Here is a 23,774-nt window from a genome sequence, read left to right as displayed (position 1 = left end):
CAACAGGGAGTTGCCCACACATGTCCGCAACACGACGTCAAATGCTGGCCGGAACCGGTGCGTCCGTCGCCACCGTGGCCTTCGCCGGGGCCTTCGCCGAACTCTTCGCCGGCTCAGCCGCCGCACACGGCCAGGGGGGCTACGGCCCCCTCGTGCCCGACCCCCACGGGCTGCTCGACCTTCCCGGGGGCTTCCGTTACGAAGTCCTCTCCCGGCAGGGCGACCCCCTGCGCTCCGGCGAGGGGCCCGTCCCCTCCAACCACGACGGCATGGCCGCGTTCGCCGGGCGCCGGGGCCGGGTCCACCTCGTCCGCAACCACGAGAACCGCGTCTCCGGCAAGATCGGCGTGCCGACCGTCGCGGGTCTGACGTACGACCCCGCGGCCAAGGGCGGCTGCACCTCGCTCACGCTCGACGCGCACGGCGACGTGGTCGACGAGCGCGTCGCCGTCGCCGGTACGGCCGTCAACTGCGCGGGCGGGCCCACGCCCTGGCGCACCTGGCTGACCTGCGAGGAGACCGAGGACAAGGCCGGGACGAACGGCTACACCAAGGACCACGGCTTCGTCTTCGAGGTGGACGGCGCCGATCCGCGCCGTACCGGAGCCGTGCCGCTGACCGCGCTGGGGCGCTTCGCGCACGAGGCGGTCGCGGTCGACCCGCACAGCGGCATCGTGTACGAGACCGAGGACGCCTTCGACCGGCCGTTCGGGCTCTTCTACCGCTTCCTGCCCCAGCGCCCGCTCGGCGGGCACGGCTCGCTGCGGGCGGGCGGGGCGCTGGAGGCGATGCGGGTGCCCGGCGTCCCCGACCTCTCGGCGGTCACGGAGACCGGGGCGGTCTTCAAGGGCGTGGAGTGGGTGCCCGTGCCCGACCCGCTGGCCAAGGAGACCCCGATCCGCTTCCAGGACTTCGGGCCGAAGGGCATCACGCACGCCCAGAAGCTGGAAGGCTGCTACTGGGGCGGTTCTTCGGTGTACTTCGTCTCCAGCTTCGCCCGGTCCAGGGACGGCTCGGCCGCCGACCACTTCGGGCAGGTGTGGAAGTACGAGCCGCAGCGGCGGCGGCTCACGCTGGTGATCGTCTTCGGGCCCTCGACCGACGTGCAGTTGCCCGGCGAGTCCCCCGACAACATCTGCCTGGCGCCCAGCGGCGGGCTGATGGTCTGCGAGGACGGGGACGGGGCGCAGCACGTGTACGGGCTGACGCGGCGCGGCGAGGTGTACGCGGTGGCGCGGGGGCGGCAGAACATCGGGACGCCCGACGCGCCGGAGTGGGGGGAGTTCGCGGGGGTCACGTTCTCGCCCGACTGCCGGACGATGTACGTGAACTGCTACACGCCCGGCACGACGTTCGCGATCCGGGGGCCCTGGCACTGAGGCGAGGGGGGTGCCGCTCCCCCGGGCAGCGGCGCCCCCTGCCCCTCCCCTCGCGTTTCGCGGAGGGTGGGCGCACCATCGAGGGAGCCGACCAGACAAGGGGTCACCGTGGCCAAGAAGAGCGCCGGACCACAGCCCACCCCCTGGCGCGAGGTGCCCGAGCTGCTGCGCCTCCCGCCGGGGAAACCCGTCGACCTGGCCTCGTACGACCCGAGGGACACCCCGGTCGGCCCCGCCGACAAGGCCGCGGGTCTCGCCGCGACCGCCGAAACCGCGCCCCTCCTCGCCGGCCTCCAGGAGCGCCTCTTCGCCGCCAGCACGGCGGGCGACAGGCGTCGCGTCCTGCTGGTGCTCCAGGGCATGGACACCAGCGGCAAGGGCGGCACCGTCAAGCACGTGATCGGCCTGTTCAACCCCTCGGGCTGCCGCATCAGGGCCTTCAAGTCGCCCACGCCCGAAGAGCTGGAGCACCCGTTCCTGTGGCGGATCGCCAAGGAGCTGCCGCGCGCGGGCGAGATCGGCATCTTCGACCGTTCGCACTACGAGGACGTCCTCATCGCCCGCGTCCGCGAGCTCGCCGCGCCCGACGTGATCGAGCGGCGCTACGGCCAGATCAACAACTTCGAGCGCTCCCTCGCCGACGACGGCGGCGTCACCCTCGTCAAGGTCTTCCTGCACATCTCGTACGAGGAGCAGCGCCGCCGCCTCCTGGAGCGGCTGGACAACCCCGACAAGCACTGGAAGTTCGATCCGGGCGACATCGAGGACCGGGTGCTGTGGCCCGACTACCAGCGGGCGTACGAGACGGCGCTGGAGCGCTGTTCCACGGACGCGGCGCCCTGGTACCTCGTCCCCGCGGACCGGAAGTGGTACCGCAACTGGGCGGTGGGCGCGCTGCTGCTCGCCCATCTGGAGGCGCTCGACCCGCAGTACCCGCCGGGCGACTTCGACGCGGCCCTGTGCCGCGACCGGCTGCTCTCGATGGGCTGAGGGAGGGGCCGCGCCCCAGCACGCCGTGCGGGAAGGGCCGTCATGATCGGTTAATTTCCGTCCGTGACCATTTCCGCACGCACCCCCGCCGTACGCGGGCTGATGGCGGCGGCCCTCACGGGCGCCGCGCTGCTCGGCGCCGCGGCCTGCGGCAGCCCCGAGGAGACCGCGGGGCGTTCCGCCGCGCAGGTCGCGGACCGGGGCGCCCCCGCGCCCTCCGCGTCCCGCCCCGCGCCCCGGGGAACCACCGCGCCCGTGCCCACGAGGACCCCGCCCGCCCCGCTGCCGTCCACCGCGCCCGTACCGACCATGACCCCGGGACCGGCCGGTCTCACCCCGGTCTTCGAGCGCGGGCCCGAGACCTCGCCGAAGGTCGTCGCGCTCACCTTCGACGCCGACATGACCGCCGACCAGGGCCCGCGCGCCCGGCGCGGCGAGCGGTTCGACAACCCCGGCCTCATCGCCGCGCTGCGCGCCGCGAAGGTGCCGTCGACGGTCTTCATGACGGGCCGCTGGGCCGAGGAGTACCCGGACCAGGCGCGGTCCATCGGCACCGACCCGCTCTTCGAGATCGCCAACCACTCCTACAGCCACTACGCCTTCAAGCCCGACTGCTACGGGCTGCCGCAGGTCGCGCCACGGGACATGGCGGCGGACGTGGACCGGGCCTTCGCGGCGTTCCGCGCGGCGGGCGCGCGCAACGTCGTCCCGTACTTCCGCTTCCCCGGCGGCTGCTACGACGGCGCGACGCTGCGGGCGCTCGCCCCGGCGAAGGTCACCGCCGTGCAGTGGGACGTGGTGAGCGGCGACGCGTTCGCGAAGGACGCGGACGCGGTCGCCGAGCAGGTGCTGGCCGGGGTGCGGCCCGGGTCGCTGGTGGTCATGCACTGCACGCGCAGTGCCGCGCCCGTCACCGAGCGGGCGATCCGCCGGATCGTGCCCGAGCTGCGCGGGCGCGGCTACCGCTTCGTGAAGGTCTCCGAACTGATGCGTGCCTGACGCGTCAGCTCTGCTTCGGGTCGTGCGGCTTGGCCTCGCTGGGGCGCACGATCACGAAGCCCTCGCCCTGGAGCATCAGTTGCACGGCCTCGCCCGAGCCGCCCCTGATCATCGACCCTATGCTCTGCGAGCGGTGCAGCGAGGTGTTGAGCTGCGCGGACCAGCCGACGACCGCGTCGGTGTCGACGTACACCGGCTGCTGGTGGCTGACCGGGATCACGATCGGGTTGCCCTCGCAGATGAGGCCGAGCTTGCCGTAGCCGGTGAAGACCGAGTTGAAGAGGCCGCCGCCGGTCATTCCGGCGCCCTTCACCGTCTTGATCTCGTACGAGAGGGTCGGGTCGAAGCAGAGCACGTTGCGGCCGTTGACCGTGATCGAGTCGCCCTGCTCGACCTCGACGATGAAGCAGTTCGCGGCCTCCTGTGCGAACCACACCTCGCCCTGTCCGCGCACCTCCATCAGCGCCAGTCCCTCGCCGGTCACGGCGCGCTTGAGCATGCCGCCGATGCCCTGGCCCTTGCGCTCGAACTGGAGGTTGCCCCGGTAGGCGATCATCGAGCCCTGGCGGGCGTGCACTTCGCCGTTGACCACGTACTTGATGGACTTGGCGTTCTGGAGGCTCATGCCGGGCACGGTCGCGGGCTGGGCCATGTGTTCGTTGCCGAAAAGGTCGCTCTTCATGCGGTGCATCCTCGCCCCTGCCGCCCCGTTCCGCCAAGAAGTTCCGCGCCCCGAGACCGCCGCGGCAGTGGCAGACTTGGCCGGATGAGCAGCGAAGACGCCATCCGGTACGTACTCCCCCTCGTCGTGCGGATCGAGAAGACCGACCCTCCGGCCCGCACCGACGCCCTGGAGACGTCCGCCCGTGCCGTCCTGGCCCTGCTCTCGGACGAGCGTGCGACCGGCGACGGCGCGTGGGCGGGCGCCGTACGGGACTGGGAGGACACCCAGATCCGCAAGGTGGTGCGGCGGGCGCGCGGCGCGGAATGGCGCAAAGCGGGGACGCTCGACGGGATCACGGTGACGGGCCGGGCGGCCGAGGTGCGGGTCTTCCCGCCCGTACCGCTGGACGGCTGGCCCAAGGAGCTGGCCAAGCTCCAGGTGTCGGGCACGGACCTGGACGATCCCCAGGGGCAGGACGCGCCGGATCCCGTCGGCGCGGCGGCGGACGTACCGGTCCTCTGGCTCAACCCGGAGCTGGACATGTCGGCGGGCAAGACCATGGCCCAGACCGGGCACGGCGCGCAGCTCGCCTGGTGGCGGCTGTCGGAGGTGCGGCGCAAGGAGTGGCGCGAGGCGGGCTTCCCGCTCGTGGTGCGCACCTCGCCGGACGCGGCGCACTGGGCGGAACTCACGGCGAGCGGGCTGCCGGTGGTCCGCGACGCCGGTTTCACCGAGATCGCGCCCGGTACGTGCACGGTGGTCGCGGAGCATCCCGCGCTGCGCGGGTGAAACCTCAAATCAACCTCTGAACGTCTAGGGAGGGGGGTTCGGGGCGGGTCCCGGGGGTCATGTCCTTCAACACGGGACGACGGACGACGGGACAGCGGGAACGGCTCGACACGGTTGCGTGCCGGCAATGGGGGACTGACATGGAACGGAACGTGAAGCTCGGCATCGGCATCGGCTGGCGGCCGGAGATCGCGGACGCCGTGGAGGCGCTGCCGGGCGTCGACTGGGTGGAGACGGTCGCGGAGAACATCTGCCCCGGCCACCTCCCGGCGTCGTTGGAACGGCTGCTCGCGCGCGGGACGAAGGTGGTTCCGCACGGGGTGTCGCTGGGCCTGGGCGGCGCGGACCGGCCGGACGCGGGCCGCCTCGCGGACCTGGCGGCGCGGGTCGAGACGCTGGGCGCGCCGCTGGTCACCGAGCACATCGCGTTCGTACGGGCCGGGGGCGCGCGCACCGCGTCCACGGTGATCGAGGCGGGCCACCTGCTGCCGGTGCCGCGCACGCGGGACGCGCTGCGGGTGCTCTGCGAGAACGTCAGGATCGCGCAGGACTCGCTGCCCGTGCCGCTGGCGCTGGAGAACATCGCGGCGCTGATCAACTGGCCGGACGAGGAGCTGACCGAGGGCCAGTTCCTGGCGGAGCTGGTGGAGCGGACCGGCGTACGGCTGCTGATCGACGTGGCGAACCTGCACACCAACCACGTGAACCGGGGCGAGGACCCGGCGCACGCGCTGGACGAACTGCCGGTGGAGGCCATCGCGTACGTGCACGTGGCGGGCGGGGTGGAGCGCGACGGCGTCTGGCACGACACGCACGCCCACCCGGTGCCGCGGCCCGTCCTGGACGTGCTGGCCGAACTGCGCTCGCGGGTGGACCCGCCCGGGGTGCTCCTGGAGCGCGACGACGACTTCCCGTCCGGCGAGGAGCTGGCCGACGAGCTGGACGCGATCCGCGCGACGCTGGCCCGCTCGTCCGCCGCGCCCCGGGTCCGCGTCCCGGACGGGCGGCCCGGCGCCGCCGACGGCCCGCAGCTGTGGGGCGGCGCGGGGACCGGCGTCCCGCTGCGGGCCCCCGCGGCGCTGCGGGCGACCGCGCACCGGGCGCCCGCGGTACCGACGCGGGGCGCGGGGGAGGCGCCCCTGCTGCACCCGGCGTCCAGCTCGGGCACGCTCCTGACGGCGCCGCGGCCGACGCACGACCCGCACGCCGAGCGGGTGGGACGGGAGCCCGCGCGGGACGCGGGGCCCGCCCCGACCGGCACGGACAGCACGGCAGGCACGGAAGGCACGGCAGGCACGGGCAGCACGGCAGGCACCACCAGCGCGGCCGATGCCTCCGGCACCTCCGACGCCACCAACACCACCACCACCACCGACACCAACACCGACACCGCCCGCGACCGCCTCGCGCTCGCGCAGACCGCCCTGCTCTCCGCGCTCGTCGCGGGCACCCCGGCCCCCGACGGCTTCGACCGCGCCCGGCTCGCCGTGCAGTCCCGCGCGCTCACCGCCAAGCGCGCGGGCGTCGTGGCGAAGGTCGCCCCCGAGCTGCCCGGGATCCTGGGCGACGGCTACCGCGCCGCGTTCCTCGCGTACGCCAAGGGCCGCCCCATGACGTCCGGCTACCGCCGCGACGCCCTGAACTTCGCGGAGAGCCTGCTCATCGCGGACCGCCCCGCCGACCCGGCCGCGCGCCGCGCGCTGACCCTCTGGTGGGAGGAGCGGGCGGCGCCGCGCCCGCCGAGCCGGGCGAGCAGGCTCGCCCGAGCGGTCCGCACCGTGTTCTCCGGAAAGTGAGCCGCCCATGTCCGACAACGGCCTCGGCATCCTGATCTGGCTCGCCGAGATCGGCTCGTGCGCCGCGCTGACGCTCAGTGTGAACAGCGCGCTGCGCGGCCCCGGCGGGCCCGTGCACGACACCGCGGAGGCGGCGTTCCTGAACGGGGGCCCCGCCAGGACCGTGGACTGCGCGCTCACCGCGATGTGCTCCGACGGGCGCCTGGCGGTCGGCGGCCCCGGCATCGTGAGCGCCCGCGCGTCCGTCGCCCACGACCAGGTGGAGCGGGCCGTGCTGGACGAGCTGGCCACCGCCCCGCACGGCGCGCTGCACGCGCTGCGCCTGGGCGCCATGCGCCATCCGGCCGTCCAGGAGGTCGGCGACGGCCTCGCGGCGCGCGGCCTCATGGCGCCGCCCGAGTCCGTCAAGAAGCTGCGCCTGTGGTCACTCGCCCAGGTCCTGCTCTCGTTCCTGGCCGTCCCCCTCTGCGTCGTGCTGACGGTCACCGACCAACTGGCCTCGTCCTCCTACGACCGCCCGACGCCCTTCGTGCTGACGGTGTTGCCCGCCCTGATCGGGGGCGTGGTGCTGGGCTTCTACAACGGGATCAGGACCACCTCGCGCGTCACCCCGGCCGGGCGGCGCGCGGCCGGGCAGTACCGGCAGGACAACCCGTACCGCACCGATCCGGCGCACCTCGTCGCCGTGCTGGGGCTGCGCGCGGTGCCCGACCCGGTGCTCAGGGCGCAGCTGATCGAGGCGGCGAGGCTGTCGGCGCCGCCCCGGCCCCGCCGGGCCCCGTCGCTCGTGCACCCCCTGACTCCGCCCCTGATCCTGCCGGTCACCTGGTGCGCGGGCACGGCGCCCGGCGGCGGGGGCGGCGGTTGCGGCGGCGCGAGCGGAGGCGGGGGCGGTGGAGGCGGCGGCTGCTCAGGCGGCGGAGGCGGTAGTTGCAGCGGCGGGGGCGGTGGCTGCGGCGGGAGCGGAGGCGGCAGCAGCTGCGGGGGCGGTGGAGGCGGCGGCGGGGGCTGCGGCGGTGGGGGCGGCAGCTGACCGGGCGGCTCCCGGCTCCCGTACGGCCCCGCGCCGGTGCCCCCGGCGGCGGGGCGGCAACCTATCAACCGCGCCGCCCCGCCGCCGTACTTCGCCGGAACCTCCGCGGGATCACGCGCGACCGTCCTAGCGTGCGGTGCCGCAAGGAGGCATCATGCGCACCCTCACCCCCACCCGCTCCCCCGCCCGGCCGTCCGCCGCCCCCCGGTCCTCCGTCCTCAGCGGCACCGGCCTGATCGTCGTCGCGCTCGTCGCGACCCTCGCGGCGCTCCTCTTCCCCCTCTGGTCGTACGCGGACCGCTCCGGCACCGGCCAGGCCAACCTCAGAGCCGGTTCCGTACCCACCCAGTGGGGCCCGCTCTCCGCGTCCGACCGCGACTTCCTGGTCCGCGTGCGGCTGGCGGGCCTCTGGGAGCTGCCCGCCGGGCAGCAGGCCGTCGGCCGCGCGCCCACCAAGGCGGTGAAGGTCGCGGGGGAACACCTGGTCGAGGGGCACACGGTCCTCGACGCGCGGGTGCGGGAGGTCGCGGCCCAGCTGGGGCTCGAACTGCCCAACCAGCCCAACGTCCAGCAGCAGGGCTGGCTGCGCGAGCTGACGGCGGCGCGCGGCTCGGAGTACGAGCGGAAGTTCGCGAACCTGCTGCGCGTCGCGCACGGCAAGGTCTTCGCCCTGGTCGCCGACGTCCGCGCGAACACCCGCAACGCCCTGGTCCGCTCGCTGGCCGACCTCACCAACGCGACCGTCCTCGACCACATCCAGGTCCTGGAGGCCACGGGCCAGGTGGACTTCGACGCGATCGCCGAGGGCCGGGCGGCGACGGCGACCGCCAGCCCCTCGGGGCCGCCGCCGCCCGCGGCGGGCCGCACGCCGCGCCCCGCGACCCCGGTCACCCCCTCCCCCACGTTCCCGCTGCCGCCCGCGGCGTCCCGCGCCAACCCGACCGGCTGAGCCGCCCGCCCCGATGTCCGGACATCCGCGCATCCGTTCCCCGTAGATCCGTCCGGAATCCGGAAACCCCGTAGCGCCGGGGGCGACCGGTCCCGTAGAACCCCTCCATGTTCTGGGTCCTCTTCCTGCTGATCGCCTGCGTCGCGTCCGCCCTCGCCTGCGCCCGCCTCTGCCTCGCCGCCGTCGACGCCGCCCGCACCGGCACCGCGCGCGGCACGGTCGAGCGCGAACTGAACCTGTACGAGACGGCGTTCCTGGCCGGCGGGCCGCACCGCGTCGCCGAGCTGACGCTGGTCTCGATGCACCGCCGAAGACGGCTGCTGCTCGCCCACACCGGCTGGGCGACCGTCGTCGACCCGGAGGGCGGCGACGACCACGAGCGCGCCGTGATCGGGGCGATAGGCCCCACCGGGCAGGCGCCGACCGCGGCGACCCGCACCGCGACCGCGGCGGCCGACGCCGTGCGCTCGCTCGCCGACCGCCTGGTGGCCGCCGGGCTCGCCGTGCCGTCCGCCTCCCGGACGGGCGTGGCGGCCGGGGTGCGGGCGGTGCGCGCCGCCGCCGTGCTGACGGCCGCGCTCGGGACGGTGTCGCTGCTGATGCCGCACGAGCGCCCCGTGCTGCCCGCGGTGATCGTGGCCTGGTTCTCGCTGCCGCTGCTGCTGTCGCTGGGCTGTCTGGTCATCGCGCGGATCGAGATCTATCCGTACACGCGGTGGGCCTCGCCCGACGGCCAGCGGCTGCTCGCCTCGCTGCGGGCCGAGCGGGGCTCGCTGGCCGCCGTCGCGATGCGCGGGGCGAGCGGGGTCGACGACCCGGAGCTGCGGGCCGCGCTCACGCACCGGGGCCGCTGACCGCAGGGGCACACGCGTTTCCGTACGGACGCATAGGGGTCATTGCCGACGACACCCGGCATCGGTGCTTTACAACCCCAACTGCCGCGCCGATCATGCCCCTTCGGTCAGTCGCGTCAGTCGCCACGTCTGTGAAGGGAACGCGCGTGAGAGCAGTAGCGCTGTACGGAGCCGTCGCCGGATCGCTGGTCCTGTCCACTCTCGCCGTCTCGTCCGCCAGCGGTGTGGACGGCCACGACGCGTCGGCCCGCGCCAGGGGCGCCGCTGCCGCCGAGCTCCGGGACGTCGTGGCGGCGCAGGCCGGGGACACGGCGACCGCGGAGGCCAGGGGCACCGCGCTCGCCGCGCGCCGGGCGGCCGCCGCGGGGATCCGCTTCGGCGCCTGCCCCGACGAGGAGCAGCTGCCCTCCCCCATCACCTGCGGCACGGTCCGGGTCCCGCTCGACTACGCGCACCCCGGCGGCAAGCAGATCGACCTGACGGTGAGCCGGGTGCGGGCGGGCGGCGCGCCCGAGGAGCGGCAGGGCGCGTTCGTCTACAACCCGGGCGGCCCCGGCGCCTCCTCGATGGCGTTCCCGTTCGTCGCGGAGCTCGCCGAGTGGAAGGGGATCGCGCAGGCGTACGACGTCGTGGGGTACGCGCCGCGCGGCGTCGGCCGCTCGGCCCCGCTGTCCTGCCAGGACCCGGCCGACTTCGCCAAGGCGCCCACGCAGTCCCCGGTGCACCCCTCCGAGTCGTACAAGATGGAGCGCATCGCGCAGGCGAAGGCGTACGCGCGGGGCTGCGCCAGGAACGGCGGGGAGCGGCTGCGGCACTACACCTCGCTGAACAACGCCCGGGACCTGGAGGTGCTGCGGGCGGCGCTCGGGGAGCGGAAGCTGACGTTCATGGGCGCGTCCTACGGGACGTACTTCGGGGCGCTGTACGCGTCGATGTTCCCCTCGCACGTGCGGCGCATGGTCTTCGACTCGGCGGTCAACCCCGATCCGCGGCAGATCTGGTACCGCAGCAACCTCGACCAGTCGCTGGCGTTCGAGAGCCGCTGGGAGGACTTCAGGACCTGGGTCGCCAAGCACGACGACGTCTACCACCTGGGCACGACGGCCGACGAGGTCGGGGACAGCTACGAGCGGGTGCGGGCGCGCCTCGCGCACGAGCCGGCGGGCGGCAAGGTGGGTCCCGCGCAGCTCCAGGCGGCGTTCCTGCGGGCGGGGTACTACGACGACTACTGGGCGATGCGGGCGACGGCGCTGAGCGAGTACCTGAAGGGGAACCCGCGGCCGCTGATCTCGCAGGCGGCGCCGCACCCCGAGGCGGCGTGGGACGACGAGAACGGCAACGCGGTCTACACGGCGGTGCAGTGCAACGACGCGCCGTGGCCGACGGACTGGAAGGTCTGGGACCGCGACAACACGCAGATCGCGCAGGTCGCGCCGTTCGAGACGTGGGACAACGCCTGGATGAACCTGCCGTGCGCCTACTGGTCGGAGCCCCGGCAGGAGCCGGTCGACGTCAGGGTCGCGAAGGGGGCGCTGCCGCCGACGCTGATCCTGGCGGCGGAGCGGGACGCGGCGACCCCGTACCAGGGGGCGCTGGAGTTGCAGAAGAGGCTGCCGGGCTCGGTGCTGGTCACGGAGCGGGACGCCGGTACGCACGGCATCGGCGGCGGCAGCAACGCCTGTGTCAACAAGCATCTGGAGGACTACCTGCTGACGGGGCGGACGCCGGTGCGGCGCGCGTCGTGCGCGCCGCACCCGGAGCCGAACCCGGTGTCGCTGGACCGGCGGGCCGCATTGCCTGAGCGCGTGCCCGTCGTCTGATCTTCCGGGTTGTGGGTGGCCGGATTCGCGTAGCGGCTGTTACGCGAGCCCGGCCACCAGGTCTGCCAGCGACTTGCGGCGCCCGGTGTAGAAGGGCACCTCCTCGCGGACGTGCATGCGGGCCTCGGAGGCGCGCAGGTGGCGCATGAGGTCGACGATCCGGTACAGCTCGTCGGCCTCGAACGCCAGCAGCCACTCGTAGTCGCCCAGCGAGAACGAGGCGACGGTGTTGGCGCGGACGTCGGGGTAGCCGCGGGCCATCTTGCCGTGGTCGGCGAGCATGCGGCGACGGTCCTCGTCCGGCAGCAGGTACCAGTCGTAGGAGCGTACGAAGGGGTAGACCGAGACGTAGTCGCGGGGGGTCTCGTCGGCGAGGAACGCCGGGATGTGCGACTTGTTGAACTCGGCGGGCCGGTGCAGCGCCATGTTCGACCACACCGGCTCCAGGGCGCGGCCCAGCTTGGTGCGGCGGAACAGGTTGTACGCGGTCTGCAGCTCGTCACTGGTCTCGGCGTGCCACCAGATCATGACGTCCGCGTCGGCGCGCAGCCCGGACAGGTCGTAGGTGCCGCGGACGGTGATGTCCTTGGCGGCGAGCTGGTCGAAAAGCTCCTGGACCTCGTCGGCGAAGCCGGAACGGTTCTCGGGGAGAACGTCCTTCAGCTTGAAGACGGACCACAGGGTGTAGCGAATGACCTCGTTGAGGTCCTTCGCCTTCTTCCCCGCGTTGGGGATCTTTTCCGGTGCAGTCATACGGCTATTGTCCCGTGTCGTTCTGGGTGCCCTGCACCAGGGTCGACGTGGCGATGATCTCGTCGGCCGCGCGGGTCGCGCTCGCGACGCAGGCGGGGATGCCGACGCCGTCGTACGCGGCCCCGCAGACCCGCAGTCCCGGCAGCTTGGCGATGGCTTCCCTGACGCGGGCGACGCGGGCCCCGTGGCCCACCGGGTACTGCGGCAGGCCGCCGATCCAGCGGGTCACCTCGGTCGCCACGGGCTTCGCGGCGAGGCCGGTGGCGGCGCCGAGGTCCGCGAGGGAGACGGCGACCAGGTCGGCGTCCTCGCGGTGCAGGTGCTCGTCCTCGCCGTAGCGCCCCAGCGAGGTGCGCAGCACGAAGAGGTCGGGGGCCGACCTGTCGACCCAGCCCCACTTGCGGGTGGAGAACGTGGACGCCTTGATGGTGCGGCCGTCGACGGGCGGCACGAGGAAGCCCGAGCCGCCGTCCAGCAGGGGCGTGCCGGCCAGGTCGGCGCGCCGGAAGGCCATGGTGACCAGGGTCATCGACGCGTACTCCACCGAGGACAGCTCGGCGGCCGCCGCCGGGGACTCGGCGGCGAGCAGCGCGGAGGCCGACCGGGCGGGGGTGGCGAGGACGACCGCGTCGGCGGCGACGGTGCGGCTGTCGGTGCGGACCTCCCAGCCGGTGGCGGTGCGGGCCAGGCCCAGGACGGGCGTCCCGGTGAGGATCTCGCCGCCGTCGGCGCGTACGGCGCGGGCCACGGCCCCCGGGAGGGTGCCGATGCCGCCCTCGATGCCCGCGAAGACGGGGCCGCCCGCGGCGGGGGTGCGGCTCTGGATGGCGGCGACGGCCCCGGAGAGGGTGCCGTGGGCGCGTACGGCCTCGTAGAGCGCGGGGACCGCGGAGCGCATCGAGGTGCGGTAGACGTCGCCCGCGTAGACGCCGCCGAGCAGGGGCTCGACGAGGCGGTCGACGACCTCGCGGCCCATGCGGGAGGCGACGTACTCGCCGAGGGCGACGTCGTCGCCGACGTCGGTGGGCGCGAGGCCCGGCTCGTCGGCGATGCGGCGCAGGGCATCGGGCGAGAGCACGTCGCCGAGGGCGGCCGGGTCGCCGGGGACGCCCATCACGTGGCCCTTGGGCATGGGCGTGAGGCGGCCCCTGTTCCACAGGGCGGCGGACGCGGTGGCGGGCGGCTGGAGCGCGTCGCCGATGCCGACGGCGCGGGCCAGGCCGACCGCCTCGGGGCGGCGGGCCAGCATCGACTCGGCGCCGAGGTCGACGGGGGCGCCCGCGATCTCGCCCGCGTGCAGCTTGCCGCCGAGCCGGTCGGTGGCCTCCAGGAGCGTCACGCGCGCGCCGGCCGTCACCAGCCGGTGCGCGGCGGCGAGTCCGGCGATTCCGCCGCCGATGACGACGACGTGCTCCGTACGTGTGTGCGCGTTCATGTCTCCACTCTCTCAAATCCCGCGCCGAGTCCCGACCGTGACCGCTTCGGGTCCTCTTCGGAACCGGGGAACGGCAACCCGCCCCCGTACCCCGTTCGTCAAACCGGCACCATCGAACGACCCACCATCGGGGGCCGACTCATGCACAAAGGCAAGGCAGTTGCGACCGTCCTGCTCGCGTCCACGCTTGCCCTCGCGGGGTGCGGCGCGTCGTCCGACTCCGGCGCCAACGCCAAGTCCGCCGGGGCGGGCAGGGAGGCCGGTCCCGGCTACGCGGAGCCGGGCGCGGAGGCCGACGCCAAGGCCCCGTCCGGGAAGGGCGGCGCGAAGGACGCCAAGCGGGTGCCGCTGCCCAAGGGCACGCACATCGTCCGTACGGCCACCGTCTCCCTTCAGGTGAAGAGCACCACGAAGGCGCTGGCGGCGGCCCGTGCGGCGGTCGAGCGCGCGGGCGGCCACGTCGGCAGCGAGAACACCGACCGCGCCGAGGAGGGGGGCGCGGAGGGCGCGGTGCGCTCGACGCTGGTGCTGCGGGTGCCGCAGGAGCGGTACGACGCGGTGCTCGCCGAGCTGGCGGGCGCGGGCAGGCTGGTCTCCCGCTCGTCCAACGCCACGGACGTGACCAGCCAGGTCGTGGACGTGGAGAGCCGGATCGCCACCCAGCGGGCCAGCGTGGCGCGGGTGCGGGCGCTGATGGCCAGGGCGGTGCGGATCGCGGACGTGGTCCAGCTGGAGGGCGAGCTGTCCTCGCGCGAGGCCGCGCTGGAGTCGCTGCTGGCCCAGCAGGCGTCGTTGAAGGACCGGACGACGTTCTCGACGATCACGCTGGAGCTGTCGGAGAGCGAGCGGGAGGGGAAGGGCGGGGACGACGACGGACCCGGGTTCCTGGACGCGCTCGCGGGCGGCTGGGGCGCGTTCGTGACGGCGCTGCGGTGGATCGTGGTGGTCCTGGCGGCGGCCGCGCCGTTCCTGGCGGCGCTCGCGGCGCTGTACGCGGTGTGGCGGTGGCTGGTCAGGCCGCGGCTGCCGCGCCGTACGCCCGAGCCGTTCGTCTCCGCGCCTCCCGCGTTCCCCCCGTTCCCGGGCTCCCACGAGGGCGGTGACGGCGGCGACGAGAGCGGTGGGGGCGAGGGCGAAGGGCGCCCGGACCGGGGCTGATTCGCCTAGCGTGGCGGCATGGCTGGAACAAAGGAACGACTGGTCGTCATCGGCGGCGACGCGGCGGGCATGTCCGCCGCGTCGCAGGCCCGCAGGCTGAAGGGCCCCGACGAGCTGGAGATCGTCGCCTTCGAGCGCTCGCGCTTCACCTCGTACTCCGCCTGCGGCATCCCGTACTGGGTCGGCGGCGACGTCGCGGGGCGCGACGAGCTGATCGCCCGTACGCCCGACGAGCACCGCGCCCGCGCCATCGACCTCAGGACGCGCACCGAGGTCCTGGAGCTGGACACGGCACGCCAGCGGGTGCGCGCCCGCGACCTGGAGTCGGGGGACGAGGGCTGGACCGGCTACGACAAGCTGGTGATCGCGACCGGCGCGCGTCCCGTGCGCCCGCCGCTGCCCGGGATCGACGCGCCGGGCGTGCACGGGGTGCAGAACCTGGCCGACGGCGAGGCGCTGATCGCGTCCCTCGACGCGGCGCGGGGGCGCAGGGCGGTGGTGGTCGGCGCGGGGTACATCGGCGTCGAGATGGCCGAGGCGCTGGTGAACCGGGGCTTCGGGGTGACGGTGCTCAACCGGGGCGAACAGCCGATGTCCACGCTCGACCCCGACATGGGCGCGCTGGTGCACGGGGCGATGAACGGGATGGGCGTCACCACGGTCGGCGGGGCCGAGGTCACCAAGGTCCTGACCGGTGAGGACGGCCGGGTGAGCGCGGTGGCCACCGAGGACGGGACCTATCCGGCCGACGTGGTGGTGCTGGGCATCGGCGTCACCCCGGAGACGGAGCTGGCCCGCGGGGCGGGGCTGCCGCTCGGCGCGTCCGGCGGCCTGCTCACGGACCTGGCGATGCGGGTGCGGGGCCACGAGAACGTCTGGGCGGGCGGCGACTGCGTGGAGGTGCTCGACCTGGTGTCGGGCACGCTGCGGCACGTCCCGCTGGGCACGCACGCCAACAAGCACGGCCAGGTCATCGGCTCGGGCGTGGGCGGCGGCTACGCGACGTTCCCCGGCGTGGTGGGCACGGCCGTCAGCAAGGTCTGCGACCTGGAGATCGCGCGCACGGGCCTGCGCGAGAAGGACGCGCGGGCGGTGGGCCTGCGGTACGTGACGGCGACGATCGAGTCGACGAGCCGCGCGGGCTACTACCCGGGCGCGGCCCCGATGACGGTGAAGATGCTCGCCGAGCGCCGCACGGGCCGGCTGCTCGGGGTGCAGATCGTGGGCCGGGAGGGCGCGGGCAAGCGCGTGGACGTGGCGGCGGTGGCGCTCACGGCGCGGATGACGGTGGAGCAGATGACGGCGCTCGACCTGGGGTACGCCCCGCCGTTCTCCCCGGTGTGGGACCCGGTCCTGGTCGCGGCCCGCAAGGCGACGGCGGCGGTCGCGAAGGCGGGGTACTGACGGCCTGGTGCCGGGTACGGGACGGCCCCGCTCCCCGGGCGGGGAGCGGGGCCGTGCGTTCGTCGCGAAATCAGCGCGCGGTCTGCGTGTGGACGTACTCGACCAGGCGCGTCAGGGCGTCCGGGTCGGTGGTCGGCAGCACGCCGTGGCCGAGGTTGAAGACGTGGCCCTCCAGGCCCGCGGCCGCGTCCAGCACCTCGCGGGTCTTCGTCTCGACGGCCTCGCGCGACGAGAAGAGGACGGCCGGGTCGAGGTTGCCCTGGAGCGCCTTGCCGGGGCCGACGCGGCGGGCGGCCTCGTCCAGCGGCACGCGCCAGTCGACGCCGACGACGTCCGCGCCCGCCTCGCCCATGAGGCCCAGCAGCTCGCCGGTGCCGACGCCGAAGTGGATGCGCGGCACGCCGTACTCCGCCACCGCGTCGAACACCTTCGTGGACGCGGGCATCACCGAGCGGCGGTAGTCGGCGGGGGCCAGGGCGCCCACCCACGAGTCGAAGAGCTGCACGGCGGACGCCCCCGCCTCGATCTGCACCTTCAGGAAGGCGGCGGTGATCTCGGCGAGGCGGTCGAGCAGGTCGGCCCAGAGCTGCGGGTCGCCGTACATCAGCGCCTTGGTGTGCTCGTGGTTGCGGCTCGGACCGCCCTCGACGAGGTAGCTCGCGAGGGTGAAGGGCGCACCGGCGAACCCGATGAGCGGGGTCGACCCCAGCTCGGCGGTCAGCATGCCGATGGCCTCGGTGACGTAGGAGACGTCGTCGGGCGTCAGGTCGCGCAGCTGCGCGAGGTCGGCGCGGGTGCGGATCGGGTTCTCGACGACGGGCCCGATGCCGGGCTTGATGTCCAGGTCGACGCCGATGGCCTTGAGGGGCACCACGATGTCGCTGAAGTAGATGGCCGCGTCGACGTGGTGGCGCCGCACCGGCTGGAGCGTGATCTCGGTGACCAGCTCGGGGAGCATGCAGGACTCCAGCATGGCCGTGCCCTCGCGCACCTTGCGGTACTCGGGGAGCGAGCGCCCCGCCTGCCGCATGAACCACACCGGGGTGTGCGGCACCTCCTCACGCCTGCACGCCTTCATGAACGGCGAGTCGTACGTCTGGCTCTGCTGGCGGCCCCCGGGGCCCTCGTTGGCACTCACACCGGAATCTTCGCACGTACTCCGAAAGTGGCGGCCCCGGCCAGGGTGTCTCTCCCTGCGCCGGGCCCTCGTTCCGCCTACTCTTCCCCGCATGGCTCCGGCTCAGGGACAGTTCTCCGATCATCCGAACGGCGCGTCGGCGCCCCCCGCTTTCCTCAAGGCGGTCGACGCGCTGGGCGCCGCCCGGCTGCGGCCGGAGGTGGAGGTGGATCCGACCCGCCCGCCACAGCGCCTGGCGCCGCACGCGTACGCGCTGGAGGCCGCGGTCGTGGACGGCGACGAGGACCTGGCCGACGGCCGCCTCGTCCTGCTGCACGACCCGGCGGGCCACGACGCGTGGCAGGGCACCTTCCGGCTGGTGACCCTGGTGCGGGCGGAACTGGAGCCGGAGATGGCGAACGACCCGCTCCTGCCCGAGGTGTCCTGGTCGTGGCTGACGGGCGCGCTGGACGCGCGGGGCCTCAGTTACGGCGAGGCGAGCGGCACGGTGACCCGGGCGAGCTCGCACTACTTCGGCGGGCTCTCGGCGCGCAGGCCCGCGACCCAGATCGAGATCAGGGCGTCCTGGACGCCGCGCGAAGGGCGCGGCGGGGTGCCGGACGCGGCGGCGCACCTGACGGCCTGGTGCGACCTGCTGTGCCAGATCGCGGGGCTGCCGCCGTCGAGTCCGGTGGACGCGCCCGTGGTGACGCTCCCGCAGCGCAGGGGCCCGCACCAGCTCCCCTAGTACCTCTAGTACCTCCTCACCCCGCTCACGCTTCCTTCTTCCCTCCACTCACCCCCGTCGGCGGTCGCAGCTCATGCGGCCGCCGACGCGCGCTTCACGACCGTCGCTATGCGCTTCGCGGCCACTTGTGCGCATTTTCTGACCCCTTCTCCGATCACTTGTCCTATTCGCCCTAATTTCCACTCACCAAATCGTGATCTTTCTCTAAAGGCGGGAGGGTTTGGTGCCGAAGAGGTCAATGACCGCAATCGCACGGTGCGATCCGGATTCCTTCCCCGAGCCGGACCGCCCCGGTGTTCAGAACCTTCCTCAGGAGGCCTGGTGTCCGTTCTTCTTGAGCAGCCCGCAAGCCTGGTCGCCTACCGCCCGAACAAGCCGACGGCCATGGTCGTCGTGGCCGACCCACGCGTCCGTTCCACCGTCACGCGCCACCTGTGGGCGCTCGGAGTCCGGGACGTCATCGAGGCGTCGTCCATCGCGGAGGCACGCCCCCGCGTCGGCAACCCGCGCGACATCTGCGTTGCCGACGTCCACCTGCCCGACGGTTCCGGGCTGACCCTGCTGTCCGAGACCCGAGCCGCGGGCTGGCCCAACGGCCTCGCCCTGTCCGCGGCGGACGACATCGGCGCCGTGCGCAACGCCCTCGCGGGCGGCGTGAAGGGCTACGTCGTCACTGGTACGCGTACGAATATCGGCCACCCCACGCGCCCCGGCGCGGCGCCCATCGGCTCCGCCGCCGCCCGCATGCACCGCCGCCCTCCGGGTTCCCCGAGCCACCCGGGCGGCTACCGCGAGCTGTCGGGGCGCGAGGTCGAGGTGCTGCGACTGGTCGCGGAGGGCCAGTCGAACAAGGCCATCGGCGTCTCGATGGGACTCTCGGCCCTCACGGTCAAGAGCCACCTCGCCCGCATCGCCCGCAAGCTCGGCACGGGCGACCGCGCCGGGATGGTCGCGGTGGCGCTCCGCACGGGCATCATCCACTGACCGATTTACATTCATGCGGCGTCCGTCGACGGAACGTTCCGTCGACGGACGCCGTGCATACACAGATACCCTTGACAGGTGACCGACGCCCAAGAGACCGCAGCCGAACCAGCACTGCGAACCACCGGGGGCGCTCCCCCGGACGACCACGGCACCTCGGCCAATGGGCTGCCGATCCCCTTGCTGGAACCGCGCGAGGGCATCCCTCCCGTGGTCGACACGCCCGAAGCGCTCGCCCCCGTCGTCGCCGCCTTCGCGCGCGGCACGGGCCCGGTGGCCGTCGACGCGGAGCGCGCGTCCGGCTACCGGTACGGCCAGAAGGCGTACCTCGTGCAGCTGCGCCGCGAGGGCGCGGGCTCGGCGCTCGTCGACCCCGTCGGCTGCCCCGACCTCTCCTCGCTCGGCGACGCGCTCTCCGGTACGGAATGGATCCTGCACGCCGCGACGCAGGACCTGCCCTGTCTGCGCGAAATAGGCATGCGGCCGAGCTCCCTCTTCGACACCGAGCTGGCGGGCCGCCTCGCGGGCTTCCCGCGCGTCGGGCTCGGCGCGATGGTGGAGAGCGTCCTCGGCTACGCCCTGGAGAAGGGCCACTCGGCCGTCGACTGGTCGACCCGTCCCCTCCCCGAGCCCTGGCTCCGCTACGCGGCCCTGGACGTCGAACTCCTGGTCGACCTCCGCAACGCCCTGGAGAAGGAGCTGGACCGCCAGGGCAAGCTGGAGTGGGCCCGCCAGGAGTTCGACGCGATCGCCACCGCCCCGCCCGCGCCGCCCCGCAAGGACCCCTGGCGCAGGACGTCCGGAATGCACAAGGTCAGGCGGCGCCGTCAGATGGCGGTCGTACGGGAGCTGTGGAACGCCCGCGACAAGGCGGCTCAGCGGCGTGACGTTTCGCCGGGGAAGGTGCTGGGCGACGCGGCGATCGTGGAGGCGGCGCTGGCCGTCCCGGCGAACGTCCACGCCCTGACGGCACTGCCCGGCTTCGGCCACCGCATGGGGCGGCGCCAGCTGGAGCAGTGGCAGGCGGCTGTGGACCGGGCGAAGGCCCTCCCCGACGCGGAGCTCCCCCAGCCCGGCCAGCAGGTCGCGGGCCCGCCCCCGCCGCGCGCCTGGGCCGACAAGGACCCGGAGGCGGCCGCCCGCCTCTCCGCGGCCCGCGCGGCGGTCTCCGCGCTCGCCGACGAGCTGCACCTGCCGCAGGAGAACCTGATCACGCCGGACACGGTGCGGCGGGTGTGCTGGGAGCCTCCCGCGGACCGCTCCACCGAGGCGGTGGCCGCGCGCCTGGAGGGGTACGGGGCGCGCCCCTGGCAGGTCGAGCTGGTGGCGCCGCTGCTGGCGGGGGCGCTGGCGCCGGGGGCGTAGCGCGGGCCTGCGGGCCGCCGCGCGGGGCGTCGGCGCCGGACGCCCCGGCGAGCCCGCGGCTCCCCGAATGTGACGTTCGCCGCGCGGGGTGGGCATGTTGGTTACCCGCGAGTAGTGTGGGGGCAGAGCGCGCGCTTAGGCGTGTGCCCGCAGCAGTGCCACCCCGCACCCTGGAGGAGAGCCATCGTGCCTCGTACCGTCAGGGACGTCGTCTTCGTCGACGGCGTCCGCACCCCGTTCGGCAAGGCGGGCCCGAAGGGCATCTACCACGAGACCCGCGCCGACGACCTCGTCGTGAAGGCCGTCCGGGAGCTGCTGCGCCGCAACCCGGCGCTCGACCCCGCGCGGATCGACGAGGTCGCCATCGCGGCCACCACGCAGATCGGTGACCAGGGGCTGACGCTGGGCCGCACCGCGGGCATCCTCGCCGGGCTGCCGCAGTCCGTGCCGGGCTACTCCATCGACCGGATGTGCGCCGGCGCGATGACCGCCGTCACCAGCGTCGCCGGTTCCATCGCCTTCGGCGCGTACGACGCCGCCCTCGCCGGCGGTGTCGAGCACATGGGCCGCCACCCGATGGGCGAGGGCGTCGACCCGAACCCGCGCTTCGTCAGCGAGAAGCTGGTCGACGAGTCCGCGCTGTTCATGGGCATGACCGCGGAGAACCTGCACGACCGCTACCCGCACATCACCAAGCTGCGCGCCGACGAGTACGCCGTGCGCTCGCAGGAGAAGGCCGCCAAGGCGTACGCCGACGGCAAGATCCAGCAGGACCTGGTGCCGATCTCGGTGCGCCGCACCAACCCCGACGTCGGCGAGACCGGCTGGGGCCTGGTCACGGCCGACGAGCCGATGCGCCCGGGTACCACCCTGGAGAACCTGGCGGGCCTGAAGACGCCGTTCCGGGTGCACGGGAACGTCACCGCGGGCAACGCGGCCGGCCTCAACGACGGTGCCACGGCCTCGCTGCTGGCCTCCGAGGACTTCGCCCGCGAGCAGGGCCTGTCCGTCAAGATGCGGCTGGTCTCCTACGCGTACGTCGGCGTCGAGCCCGAGGTCATGGGCTACGGGCCGATCCCGGCCACCGAGAAGGCGCTCAAGAAGGCCGGTCTCACCATCGGTGACATCGGGCTCTTCGAGGTCAACGAGGCCTTCGCCGTCCAGGTCCTCTCGCTGCTGGACCACTACGGCATCGCCGACGACGACGCGCGCGTCAACCAGTACGGCGGCGCCATCGCCTTCGGCCACCCGCTGGCATCCTCCGGCGTGCGTCTCATGACGCAGCTGGCGCGGCAGTTCGAGGAGCAGCCGCACGTCCGCTACGGCCTGACGACCATGTGCGTCGGCTTCGGCATGGGCGCATCGGTCATCTGGGAGAACCCCCACTGGGAGGGCAAGTGAGCACCACCGCCGAGCTGTTGAAGGGTGCGGCCGAGCTGTTCCCGGACGAGGTCGTGACCCAGGCGCACGTGCGCCACCTCGACCTGCCGTACGGCGCCGGGCGCTTCGCGCTCATCACGCTGGACAACGGCCTGGACCACACCAAGCCGACCACCTTCGGGCCGCAGTCGCTGGCGAACCTGAACGCCGCGATCGACCAGGTCGAGAAGGAGGCCGCGGACGGCTCCGTCGTCGGCGTCGGCCTCACCGGCAAGCCGTTCATCTTCGCCGTCGGCGCCGACCTCAAGGGCGTCGAGCTGCTGAAGCGGCACGAGGACGCGCTGGCCATCGGCAAGGGCGGCCACGACGTCTTCAAGCGTCTCGCGGGCCTGGCCGTGCCGACCTTCGCGTACTACAACGGCGCCGCGATGGGCGGCGGCGTCGAGGTCGGGCTGCACTGCACGTACCGCACCGTCTCGAAGGCCATCCCGGCGTTCTCGCTCCCCGAGGTCTTCCTCGGGCTCGTCCCGGGCTGGGGCGGCTGCGCGCTGCTGCCGAACCTGATCGGCGCCGACCGAGCGGTTTCGGTCATTGTCGAGAACTCCCTGAACCAGAACCGTCAGCTCAAGGGCAAGCAGGTCTTCGAGCTCGGGATCGCCGACGCGATCTTCGAGGGCGCGGACTTCCTGGAGCGCTCGCTCGTGTGGACCGCCGAGGTCCTGAAGGGCGAGACCGAGGTCGTGCGCCCCGAGATCGACCGCGGCGAGGCGTGGGACGCCGCCGTGGCGCGCGGCCGGGCGATCGCCGACTCCAAGGTGCACGGCGCGGCCCCGGCCGCCTACCGCGCCCTGGAGATCATCGCCGCCGCCAAGGACGGCGACCTCCAGCAGGGCTTCGACGCCGAGGACACCGCGCTCGCGGACCTCATCATGGGCGGCGAGCTGCGCTCCGGCATCTACGCCTTCAACCTGGTGCAGAAGCGCGCCAAGCGCCCGGCCGGCGCGCCGGACAAGTCGCTGGCGCGCCCGGTCACCAAGGTCGGCGTCGTCGGCGCGGGCCTGATGGCCTCGCAGCTGGCGCTGCTCTTCCTGCGCCGCCTGGAGGTGCCGGTGGTCCTCACCGACATCGACCAGGAGCGCATCGACAAGGGCGTCGGCTACGTCCACGCCGAGATCGAGAAGCTGCTCGGCAAGGGCCGCATCAACCAGGACAAGGCCAACCGCCTCAAGGGCCTGGTGACCGGCGTCCTGGACAAGGCCGAGGGCTTCGGCGACGCGGACTTCGTCATCGAGGCCGTGTTCGAGGAGATGGGCGTCAAGCAGCGGGTGTTCGCCGAGGTCGAGGCGGTCGCCCCGGCGCACGCGATCCTCGCCACGAACACCTCCTCGCTGTCGGTCACCGAGATGGCGTCGGGGCTCAAGCACCCCGAGCGGGTCGTGGGCTTCCACTTCTTCAACCCGGTCGCGATCCTGCCGCTGCTGGAGATCGTGCGCGGCGAGCAGACGGACGAGGCCTCGCTCGCGACGGCCTTCGGCGTCGCGAAGAAGCTGAAGAAGACCGCGGTGCTCTGCAAGGACGCCCCGGCGTTCGTGGTGAACCGCATCCTCACCCGCTTCATGGGCGAGATCCAGAACGTCATCGACGAGGGCACGCCGGTCGAGACCGCCGAGAAGGCCGTCGAGCCGCTGGGCCTGCCGATGTCGCCGCTGGTCCTGCTGGAGCTGGTCGGCCCGGCGATCGGCCTGCACGTGTCCGAGACGCTGAACCGCGCCTTCCCGGAGCGCTTCACCGTGTCCCCGAACCTCAAGGCCGTCGTCGAGGCGGGCAAGCGGGGCTTCTACACGTACGACACGGGTGCGCCGGTCCTCGACCCGGAGGTCGCCGCGCTGCTGAAGCAGGGCGACTCGGTGCTGACGGAGGAGCAGGTGCGGGCGCGCGTGCTCGACGCCGTCGCGCAGGAGATCGGGCTCATGCTCCAGGAGGGTGTCGTCGCCGAGGCGCAGGACATCGACCTCTGCCTGATCACGGGCGCGGGCTGGCCCTTCCACCTGGGCGGCATCACGCCGTACCTGGACCGTGAGGGCGTCTCTGAGCGGGTGAACGGCAAGCCGTTCCTGGCTCCGGGCGTGGCGAGCGTGCCCGCGTAGCGCTCGTCGC

General features: G+C 73.7%; 20 protein-coding genes. 16 read left to right on the top strand and 4 right to left on the bottom strand.

Annotated features, from left to right (window positions below; translation table 11 throughout):
• The first annotated feature begins 20 nt into the window (after window positions 1-20).
• The 3 genes from ACIBNE_RS37365 (at window position 21) to ACIBNE_RS37355 (ending at window position 3,368) form a co-directional block, all read left to right on the top strand.
• Window positions 21-1,379 carry an alkaline phosphatase PhoX gene (locus ACIBNE_RS37365; protein ID WP_399279799.1) on the top strand — a complete coding sequence of 453 codons (1,359 nt, stop codon included), beginning with the start codon at window positions 21-23 and terminating at the stop codon, window positions 1,377-1,379.
• Window positions 1,380-1,487: 108 nt separating this feature from the next.
• On the top strand, window positions 1,488-2,369 hold the full coding sequence (locus tag ACIBNE_RS37360; RefSeq protein ID WP_399279797.1) for a PPK2 family polyphosphate kinase: 882 nt from the start codon (window positions 1,488-1,490) through the stop codon (window positions 2,367-2,369).
• A gap of 102 nt (window positions 2,370-2,471) precedes the next feature.
• On the top strand, window positions 2,472-3,368 hold the full coding sequence (locus tag ACIBNE_RS37355; protein WP_399279843.1) for a polysaccharide deacetylase family protein: 897 nt from the start codon (window positions 2,472-2,474) through the stop codon (window positions 3,366-3,368).
• 4 nt (window positions 3,369-3,372) lie between these two features.
• Here ACIBNE_RS37355 and ACIBNE_RS37350 read toward each other — a convergent pair whose 3' ends face one another.
• Complete coding sequence (locus tag ACIBNE_RS37350; RefSeq protein WP_399279795.1) at window positions 3,373-4,050, bottom strand: AIM24 family protein; 678 nt, start codon at window positions 4,048-4,050, stop codon at window positions 3,373-3,375.
• Between the two features lie 84 nt (window positions 4,051-4,134).
• On the opposite strand from ACIBNE_RS37350, the gene ACIBNE_RS37345 reads away from it, so the two are divergent.
• From ACIBNE_RS37345 to ACIBNE_RS37320, 6 genes are all read left to right on the top strand, one after another.
• The gene (locus tag ACIBNE_RS37345; protein ID WP_399279793.1) at window positions 4,135-4,821 is read left to right on the top strand and encodes a peptidyl-tRNA hydrolase; all 687 of its coding nucleotides are present in this window, start codon (window positions 4,135-4,137) and stop codon (window positions 4,819-4,821) included.
• 140 nt (window positions 4,822-4,961) lie between these two features.
• Window positions 4,962-6,617 carry a DUF692 family multinuclear iron-containing protein gene (locus ACIBNE_RS37340; RefSeq protein ID WP_399279791.1) on the top strand — a complete coding sequence of 552 codons (1,656 nt, stop codon included), beginning with the start codon at window positions 4,962-4,964 and terminating at the stop codon, window positions 6,615-6,617.
• Window positions 6,618-6,624: 7 nt separating this feature from the next.
• On the top strand, window positions 6,625-7,650 hold the full coding sequence (locus ACIBNE_RS37335; RefSeq protein WP_399279789.1) for a TIGR04222 domain-containing membrane protein: 1,026 nt from the start codon (window positions 6,625-6,627) through the stop codon (window positions 7,648-7,650).
• A 154-nt stretch (window positions 7,651-7,804) separates the two neighbouring features.
• Complete coding sequence (locus ACIBNE_RS37330; RefSeq protein WP_399279787.1) at window positions 7,805-8,599, top strand: DUF4142 domain-containing protein; 795 nt, start codon at window positions 7,805-7,807, stop codon at window positions 8,597-8,599.
• Window positions 8,600-8,706: 107 nt separating this feature from the next.
• Entirely contained in the window at window positions 8,707-9,453 is a 747-nt protein-coding gene (locus ACIBNE_RS37325; RefSeq protein ID WP_399279786.1) for a TIGR04222 domain-containing membrane protein, read from the top strand.
• Window positions 9,454-9,599: 146 nt separating this feature from the next.
• Complete coding sequence (locus ACIBNE_RS37320; RefSeq protein WP_399279785.1) at window positions 9,600-11,273, top strand: alpha/beta hydrolase; 1,674 nt, start codon at window positions 9,600-9,602, stop codon at window positions 11,271-11,273.
• A gap of 39 nt (window positions 11,274-11,312) precedes the next feature.
• Here the strand turns inward: ACIBNE_RS37320 and hemQ are convergent, their stop codons facing one another.
• Together hemQ and hemG are read right to left on the bottom strand one after the other, a co-directional pair.
• Window positions 11,313-12,026 carry a hydrogen peroxide-dependent heme synthase gene (gene hemQ, locus ACIBNE_RS37315; RefSeq protein WP_399279783.1) on the bottom strand — a complete coding sequence of 238 codons (714 nt, stop codon included), beginning with the start codon at window positions 12,024-12,026 and terminating at the stop codon, window positions 11,313-11,315.
• A 4-nt stretch (window positions 12,027-12,030) separates the two neighbouring features.
• The gene (gene hemG / locus ACIBNE_RS37310) at window positions 12,031-13,461 is read right to left on the bottom strand and encodes a protoporphyrinogen oxidase (protein ID WP_399279781.1); all 1,431 of its coding nucleotides are present in this window, start codon (window positions 13,459-13,461) and stop codon (window positions 12,031-12,033) included.
• A 141-nt stretch (window positions 13,462-13,602) separates the two neighbouring features.
• On the opposite strand from hemG, the gene ACIBNE_RS37305 reads away from it, so the two are divergent.
• A complete protein-coding gene (locus tag ACIBNE_RS37305; RefSeq protein ID WP_399279779.1) occupies window positions 13,603-14,619 on the top strand; it encodes a DUF4349 domain-containing protein in 1,017 nt (338 codons plus the stop codon).
• A gap of 18 nt (window positions 14,620-14,637) precedes the next feature.
• Complete coding sequence (locus ACIBNE_RS37300; protein ID WP_399279777.1) at window positions 14,638-16,023, top strand: FAD-dependent oxidoreductase; 1,386 nt, start codon at window positions 14,638-14,640, stop codon at window positions 16,021-16,023.
• A 70-nt stretch (window positions 16,024-16,093) separates the two neighbouring features.
• Here the strand turns inward: ACIBNE_RS37300 and hemE are convergent, their stop codons facing one another.
• The gene (gene hemE / locus ACIBNE_RS37295; protein ID WP_399279775.1) at window positions 16,094-17,161 is read right to left on the bottom strand and encodes a uroporphyrinogen decarboxylase; all 1,068 of its coding nucleotides are present in this window, start codon (window positions 17,159-17,161) and stop codon (window positions 16,094-16,096) included.
• Between the two features lie 91 nt (window positions 17,162-17,252).
• Between hemE and ACIBNE_RS37290 the strand changes: the two genes are divergently transcribed.
• The 5 genes from ACIBNE_RS37290 to ACIBNE_RS37270 all read left to right on the top strand — a co-directional run bounded on the left by ACIBNE_RS37290 (window position 17,253) and on the right by ACIBNE_RS37270 (window position 23,764).
• Window positions 17,253-17,888 carry a DUF3000 domain-containing protein gene (locus ACIBNE_RS37290; RefSeq protein ID WP_399279773.1) on the top strand — a complete coding sequence of 212 codons (636 nt, stop codon included), beginning with the start codon at window positions 17,253-17,255 and terminating at the stop codon, window positions 17,886-17,888.
• A gap of 321 nt (window positions 17,889-18,209) precedes the next feature.
• Window positions 18,210-18,872 (top strand): LuxR C-terminal-related transcriptional regulator, encoded by a 663-nt coding sequence (locus ACIBNE_RS37285; protein ID WP_399279771.1) that lies wholly within the window; start codon window positions 18,210-18,212, stop codon window positions 18,870-18,872.
• Between the two features lie 78 nt (window positions 18,873-18,950).
• Window positions 18,951-20,237, top strand: a complete 1,287-nt coding sequence (locus tag ACIBNE_RS37280) for an HRDC domain-containing protein (RefSeq protein ID WP_399279769.1) — start codon at window positions 18,951-18,953, stop codon at window positions 20,235-20,237.
• Between the two features lie 186 nt (window positions 20,238-20,423).
• Window positions 20,424-21,638 (top strand): acetyl-CoA C-acyltransferase, encoded by a 1,215-nt coding sequence (locus ACIBNE_RS37275; protein ID WP_399279767.1) that lies wholly within the window; start codon window positions 20,424-20,426, stop codon window positions 21,636-21,638.
• On the top strand, window positions 21,635-23,764 hold the full coding sequence (locus tag ACIBNE_RS37270) for a 3-hydroxyacyl-CoA dehydrogenase NAD-binding domain-containing protein (protein WP_399279764.1): 2,130 nt from the start codon (window positions 21,635-21,637) through the stop codon (window positions 23,762-23,764). The genes ACIBNE_RS37275 and ACIBNE_RS37270 overlap by 4 nt, the downstream gene beginning before the upstream one ends.
• Window positions 23,765-23,774: the final 10 nt, after the last annotated feature.

Source organism: Streptomyces sp. NPDC050504 (assembly GCF_044458065.1).
Taxonomy (GTDB): Bacteria; Actinomycetota; Actinomycetes; order Streptomycetales; family Streptomycetaceae; genus Streptomyces.
This window is presented reverse-complemented; position numbering and strand designations above follow the sequence as displayed.

Bases quoted from the DNA above. Each gene is read 5' to 3' on its own strand.
- hemQ (WP_399279783.1), bottom strand. From the start codon at position 12,026: ATGACTGCACCGGAAAAGATCCCCAACGCGGGGAAGAAGGCGAAGGAC.
- ACIBNE_RS37300 (WP_399279777.1), top strand. From the start codon at position 14,638: ATGGCTGGAACAAAGGAACGACTGGTCGTCATCGGCGGCGACGCGGCG.
- ACIBNE_RS37330 (WP_399279787.1), top strand. From the start codon at position 7,805: ATGCGCACCCTCACCCCCACCCGCTCCCCCGCCCGGCCGTCCGCCGCC.
- ACIBNE_RS37350 (WP_399279795.1), bottom strand. From the start codon at position 4,050: ATGAAGAGCGACCTTTTCGGCAACGAACACATGGCCCAGCCCGCGACC.
- ACIBNE_RS37340 (WP_399279791.1), top strand. From the start codon at position 4,962: ATGGAACGGAACGTGAAGCTCGGCATCGGCATCGGCTGGCGGCCGGAG.
- hemG (WP_399279781.1), bottom strand. From the start codon at position 13,461: ATGAACGCGCACACACGTACGGAGCACGTCGTCGTCATCGGCGGCGGA.
- ACIBNE_RS37345 (WP_399279793.1), top strand. From the start codon at position 4,135: ATGAGCAGCGAAGACGCCATCCGGTACGTACTCCCCCTCGTCGTGCGG.
- ACIBNE_RS37325 (WP_399279786.1), top strand. From the start codon at position 8,707: ATGTTCTGGGTCCTCTTCCTGCTGATCGCCTGCGTCGCGTCCGCCCTC.
- ACIBNE_RS37335 (WP_399279789.1), top strand. From the start codon at position 6,625: ATGTCCGACAACGGCCTCGGCATCCTGATCTGGCTCGCCGAGATCGGC.
- ACIBNE_RS37290 (WP_399279773.1), top strand. From the start codon at position 17,253: ATGGCTCCGGCTCAGGGACAGTTCTCCGATCATCCGAACGGCGCGTCG.
- ACIBNE_RS37355 (WP_399279843.1), top strand. From the start codon at position 2,472: ATGGCGGCGGCCCTCACGGGCGCCGCGCTGCTCGGCGCCGCGGCCTGC.
- ACIBNE_RS37365 (WP_399279799.1), top strand. From the start codon at position 21: ATGTCCGCAACACGACGTCAAATGCTGGCCGGAACCGGTGCGTCCGTC.
- ACIBNE_RS37305 (WP_399279779.1), top strand. From the start codon at position 13,603: ATGCACAAAGGCAAGGCAGTTGCGACCGTCCTGCTCGCGTCCACGCTT.